Source organism: Saccharothrix sp. ALI-22-I (assembly GCF_001984175.1).
GTDB lineage: Bacteria > Actinomycetota > Actinomycetes > Mycobacteriales > Pseudonocardiaceae > Actinosynnema.
The window spans coordinates 1-5,962 of sequence record NZ_MTQP01000007.1 but is presented as its reverse complement, the minus strand read 5'-3'; the positions used below and the strand labels follow the sequence as shown (position 1 = coordinate 5,962).

Genomic DNA, 5,962 nt, shown 5'->3' with positions numbered 1-5,962 from the left:
GTGGCCTTGTACTCCCGGGCCGCCCCGATCCACTTCGGCACCTGGGTGTTGGCGTGCAACCCGTTGAGCCGGTCCTGGCCCGCGGCCAGCGGGTCGAACACGGCGGCGTGGTCGAACCGCTGGGCCACGGTCAGCCACCGGGAGTCGCCCGTCTGCAGGTACAGGTCCGTGAGGACGGCGTTCATGCCGCCGAACTCCGTCTGGAGCGTGGTCTGCATCTGGGCGGTGCTCAACCGCGCCGTCCGCCAGTCCACCCAACCCGCGAACCGCAGCAGCACGTCACGCGCCTGCGTGTTGCCGATGTAGCGCCACACGTCCAGCAGACCGGCCAGGGTCTTGTGGATGCAGTAGTACGGCACACCCCTGCGCGTGCCCGATTCCACCGAGGTCAGGTCCGATTCCGGGAACCCGGACAGGTAACCGGTGTTGAAGCCGGCCGCGGCGTTGTTGTCCTGGCACTTGGCCAGCTCGGCGACCATCTGGTTGGCCTTGTCCCGGCACGTCGTGTCGCCGAGCACCGCCCAGGCGTTGGCCCACGCGCTGAGGAAGTGCCCCTGGCTGTGCGTGCGGAACTCGAAGTTCGGGGCCTCCCACCCACCGCAGGCCGCCGCGCCGTTGGTCGACAGGCCGTGGTTCGCCCGGAAGTTGTAGAGCAACCGGTCGACGTCGATGAACCGCAGGTAGGCGAGCGTCCGGCTCTGGTTGTCCAACCAACGGCTCGCGGTGAGCCGGACCTGGCCGAGATCGAACGAGAACGCCGAGACGCCGATGTCGTCGCGAACCGGCGGCACCACTGCGGCCCCGGCGATCGGAGCCACCGAGGGCACCAGGGCAGGCACGGCGGTCGCGAGGGCCGCGACCCCCGCGGCCTGCAACAACCTGCGGCGGTTCAGGGGTGAGGATGACATGGTGCTCCCTGGGTCTGCTGCCGATCGGCTGCGGAAACAGCCGATCGGCAGGGCCGGTGCGCTCCGCCTGGACAGCATCGGAGGCACACCGTTGTGCTCGTCAACATGAACTGATCAACGACGCGAGTCCGTGTCGTTGTCTGACGGGTCCGTCAACGCGGCGAACCCATCCGGGTGCCGTCACATCGACGGCGTGCCCGCGGTGGCCTAGGCGGTCCCGAACAGGCTTGGTAGCGCCAAGCCGGCGAGCCCGGTCTTCAGTGGCATGCGGCATCCGCAGGCCGCGCCCGGCACGCGGTGGCGCTCACCGGGCGTCCCTCGTACAAGCGTCACGGCTTCCTCCTTGAAGCAGTGCGACGGGTGGCGCGCCCCGAGCGTGCTGAATCTCCGATCACCGCCGTGCCGTGATCGGGGTCACCCTGACGATGTGAACGCTAACAGGACCGTTCGACAGATCTCAAGCCCTACTTGACCCCTACGTGAACCCGCCCGGAGCGGCACCCCCGCTCGGCCTGGCGAGCCCCTGAAGTGAAGGTTCACAAATCCGAACAAAATTGAACAGATCATGCCCATGAAGTCAACATCTTCTCAACAACGCGATCCCGCATGCCTGAATGCTGACGGTGTTACCGCTAACATCGCCCCGGCGAACTCCCGCCGTCCTCCGCATCGTCTCCGCCCTCGGCGTCACCGCTCGGCAACTGGAGGACGCCGGCATCGACTTGGAGGAGGATCCCAGCGAGATCGAGTGGGCCGATCCCGATGGGATTGGTCGAGAGGCACGATCACCTCGAGCAGCTGATGCGCTGACTCGTCGATGACGGGGCCTCGTCATGCGGTGTCGTAGCGGTCGAAGGAGCGATCGGCACCGGCAAAACGGCACTTCTGCGGGAGTTCGGCCGCAGAGCCACCGAAGTGGGTGCTGTCGTGATGACCGCCGCGTGCACGACGTTCGACCACGAGGTGCCTTTCGCCGTGCTAGCAACGACCAGACACTCACCATCAACCCCTGCCGACTGCAATTCGTCTACCAGGGCATCGACCCCAACGCCGGCGGGGACTACGTCCGGCTGCCCTGCCGGATGGGCCTGCTCACGCAGACCAACTCCCCCTGCTGACCCCTGGTGTGGGGCGGCCACCGAACTGGCCGCCCCACGCCGCGGGTCAGTGTGCGGCGAACTGCAGGCTCGTGGCCTGGGCGACGTCGGGCTTGATCGGCAAGGGGTCCACGACCAGGCGCTCGCCGTAGATGTCGGTGACCGCGATGGCCCCGCCGCAGCCGGAACCGTTCTCGGAGAGGAAGTAGTTGTAGTCGGTCCGCGACAGCTGCTTCCACTGCCCGCCTACCTGGACCTCCAGTCGTGCCACCGGATTGCGGTGGTCGATGGCCTGGATCCCGCACCAGTACTGACTGGACCCGGTCTTGTAGCGGATGGAGATCCTCTTCGACACCTCGGGGCTCACCAGCGTCCACGTGATCGGGATCTCGCCCAGGTTGGGCGCCGCCAGCCGGGCGAACGCCTCCGCGCTCAGGTCCAACTGCCCCACCCGGCACGGTTGCGGACACAGGTTCGTGATCCGCACCGTCAGGCTCGCGCCGTTGGACGCCCGAACCAGGACGTAGGCGCCGCAGGCCTTGGAGTCCTCGTAGTCCGCCCAGTTCATCGCGGCGGTCAACGGATCGGGGCTGGGGTCGTACAAGCACGCGCCGCCGCCGTCGGAGTCGTAGAACGTCGCCACCCCCTGGTTGGTGACCCCCGGCTTGATCCTCCCGACCAGCGGCGCGTCGCCCGCGACCGCGGCGGGCGCCGGTGTCGACGGGGCGGGCACCGACGTCGACGGGGCGGTGTCGGCCTCGCCGATCGCCGCACTCGGCGACGTAGTCACCGCCTCGCTCACACTCGACGTGGTAGAGGACACACTGACGGCAGGCGGACTGCCCACGCCGGCGGCGGCAACCGGATCACCCGCGACACCCCGATCCTGCACCACGACCACGACCACACCCACGGTTGCCAACAACACGGCCACCACCGAGGCCACCAACCACCGTCTGGGCACCGCACCTCCTACGCGACAAGCACTGGCCGGCGCCGAGCACGGCGGCCGTGATCGTGCCAAATGTCAACCCGCCAGGCAAGTGAAGTTCTCGCGTACCTCCTACGCCTGGTCGCTGCACGCGACCACTTCGGGCCGCAGCAGGGCGGCCAGCGTCTCGGCGGGCAACAGGCCCTTTTCGAGGACGAGTTCGGCCACGCCCCGACCGGTGGCGAGGGCCTCCTTGGCGATGTCCGTGGCGGCGGTGTACCCGATGTGCGGGTTGAGGGCGGTGACCAGGCCGATGGAGTTCTCGACGGTCGCGCGCAGCGCCTCGGTGTTGGCGGTGATGCCGGACACACAGCGCTCGGCCAGCGTCACGCAGGCGCTCCGCAGGTGCGTGATGGACTCCGACAGGGAGTGCAGGATGATCGGTTCGAAGGCGTTGAGCTGGAGTTGGCCGGCCTCGGCGGCCATGGTGATGGTGACGTCGTTGCCGATCACCTCGAAGGCGACCTGGTTGACGACCTCGGGGATCACCGGGTTGACCTTGCCGGGCATGATCGACGAACCGGCCTGCACGGGCGGCAGGTTGATCTCGCCGAGCCCGGCGCGCGGCCCGGAGGACAGCAGGCGCAGGTCGTTGCAGGTCTTCGACAGCTTGACGGCGACCCGCTTGAGCACGCCGGACATCTGCACGAACGCACCGCAGTCCTGGGTGGCCTCGACCAGGTTCGCGGCGGTCACGAGAGGCAGCTCGGTGATCTCGGCGAGGTGGCGGCGGGCCGCCTCGGCATATCCGGGAGGAGCGTTGAGGCCCGTGCCGATCGCGGTGGCGCCCAGGTTGATCTCGTGGATCAGCTCGACGGCCTCGGCGAGCCGGCTGCGGTCTTCGTCGAGCATGACGGCGTACGTCGAGAACTCCTGCCCGAGCGTCATCGGCACCGCGTCCTGGAGCTGCGTGCGGCCCATCTTGAGCACGTCACGGAACTCGACCGCCTTGCGGGCGAAGGCGTCCTGGAGAACCGCCATCGCCTCCAGCAGGCCGTGCACGGCGAAGACCGTCGCGATCTTCACGGCCGTCGGGTAGACGTCGTTGGTGGACTGGCTGAGGTTGACGTCCTCGTTGGGGTGCAGGTGCTGGTACTGGCCCATGTCGTGGCCCAGGAGCTCCAGCGCCCGGTTGGCCACGACCTCGTTGGCGTTCATGTTGGTGGACGTGCCGGCGCCACCCTGGATCACGTCGACGACGAACTGGTCGAGCAGCTTGCCGGCGCGGATCTCGCGGCACGCCTCGACGATGGCGGCGGCTTTCGCCGAATCCAGGAGCCCGAGCTCCGCGTTGGCGAGGGCGGCGGCCTCCTTGACGGCGGCCAAGGCTTCGATCAGGTGCGGGTAGGTGGAGATCGGCGTGCCGGTGATCGGGAAGTTCTCCGTGGCGCGCAGGGTGTGGATGCCCCAGTAGGCGTCGGCGGGGACGTCGCGGTCGCCGAGCAGGTCGTGCTCTCTTCGGGTGGCTTCGGCGGTCATGGCTGTGCGGACCTTCTCTCGGACGAGGTTCTGACGAGGGTGTACGTGAGCCCGACGCGGCGGGGCCTCCCGCGACCGATTCGCGGAAGGCCCCGGGCCGTGTCACCGACGCATCCGCGTCAGCGCAGGCGGTCCTTGGCCTTGTAGTAGGCGCCGCCGAACGGCAGGAACCAGGCGGTCCCGTTGTAGAAGGGGACGGGGACCTTAGGGAAGCCGAGACCGCGCAACGGGTTGGCCTCCGGCTTGCCGTCCATCATCTCCGCCATGGCACGGCCCATGTAGGTGGCCATCTGGACGCCGTGACCGCAGTAACCCATGGAGTAGAACAGGCCGTCCTCCTCGCCCGCGTGCGGAACGCGGTCCCAGGAGAAGCCGACCATGCCGCCCCACACGTAGTCGATCCGCACTCCGGCCAACTGCGGGAAGATCTCGGTCATCTCCCGCTTGAGGATGTCTCCGCTCTTGATGTCGGAAGCCGGGTTGGAGGGGGCGAAGCGGGCCCGACCGCCGAAGGCGAGGCGGTTGTCGGGGGTGAGGCGGACGTAGTGGCCGACATTCTTGTGGGCGACCAGCAGGCGGCCGTTCGGGATGAGCTCCTTGGCGCGCTCCTCCCCCAGCGGCTCGGTGACGATGATGAAGCTGCCGACGTTGATCAGCCGCTTCCGGAACCACGGCAGCGCCTTGTCGGTGTAGGCGTCCGTCGCCGCCATGACCTGCTTGGCACGGATGGTGCCGTGCAGGGTCTCCACCAGGAAGCCGCCGTCAGGAAGGCGGGTGAGGCCGGTGGCGGCGTTGCGCTCGTGGATCTCGGCGCCGGCACGCTCGGCGGCGTCTGCCAGGCCGCCGACGAACTTGCCCACGTGCAGGCCCGCGCTGAGCGGGTCGAGCAGAGCGCCGTGGTAGTAGTCCGAGCCGAGCTCGGCACGCAGCTCGCTCTTGCTCAGCACGACCGTCTCGTGACCGAAGTTCTCGGCCAGGTCGCGCTGCTTGGCCTGCAGGCCCTCGAAGTGCTGAGGCTTGCAGATCAGGCCGAGGCGCCCGGAGCGGTTGAAGTCGCAGTCGATCTGCTCCGTCCGCGTGAGGTCCTCGACGACGTCGACCGCCTCGCGGAAGGCGTTGTACAGCTCGAGTGCGCGCTCCTGGCCGTAGCGCTTGCGCGCCTCGGCCGGTGCGATCGTGATGCCCTGGGTGCACATGCTGCCGTTGCGCCCGGACGCACCCGAGCCGATCTTGTCCTTCTCGACCAGCACGACCGACGCGCCCTTGCGGGCGACGTGGTAGGCGGTCGACAGGCCGGTGAGGCCGCCGCCGATGACCACCACGTCCGCGTTCTCGGGCAGTGGCTTGCCCGACCGGTCGGGCGGCTGTGGGGCGGTGTCGAGCCAATAGGGGATCTGTTTCATGGCGGCGGGCCTCTCCTTCAGCAGCCGAGCAGGGCGGGCAGGCCGCTCAGGTCGGGCAGTTCGTCGTAGGGCTGGTAGTCGCTG

Annotated in this window: 4 protein-coding genes; all 4 read right to left on the bottom strand. The window is 68.6% G+C overall.

Annotated elements, in window-relative coordinates; all coding sequences use genetic code 11:
- On the bottom strand, nucleotides 1-908 hold a 908-nt coding region (locus ALI22I_RS00150; protein ID WP_179118015.1), incomplete at its 3' end, for a beta-L-arabinofuranosidase domain-containing protein.
- Between the two features lie 1,164 nt (nucleotides 909-2,072).
- Nucleotides 2,073-2,969 (bottom strand): expansin EXLX1 family cellulose-binding protein, encoded by an 897-nt coding sequence (locus ALI22I_RS00145; RefSeq protein ID WP_077003558.1) that lies wholly within the window; start codon nucleotides 2,967-2,969, stop codon nucleotides 2,073-2,075.
- 99 nt (nucleotides 2,970-3,068) lie between these two features.
- A complete protein-coding gene (gene aspA, locus ALI22I_RS00140) occupies nucleotides 3,069-4,475 on the bottom strand; it encodes an aspartate ammonia-lyase (RefSeq protein ID WP_077003557.1) in 1,407 nt (468 codons plus the stop codon).
- Between the two features lie 119 nt (nucleotides 4,476-4,594).
- A complete protein-coding gene (locus tag ALI22I_RS00135) occupies nucleotides 4,595-5,878 on the bottom strand; it encodes an NAD(P)/FAD-dependent oxidoreductase (protein WP_077003556.1) in 1,284 nt (427 codons plus the stop codon).
- Nucleotides 5,879-5,962: the final 84 nt, after the last annotated feature.

Coding starts and splice junctions, on each gene's coding strand:
- aspA (WP_077003557.1), bottom strand. CDS start 4,475: ATGACCGCCGAAGCCACCCGAAGAGAGCACGACCTGCTCGGCGACCGC.
- ALI22I_RS00135 (WP_077003556.1), bottom strand. CDS start 5,878: ATGAAACAGATCCCCTATTGGCTCGACACCGCCCCACAGCCGCCCGAC.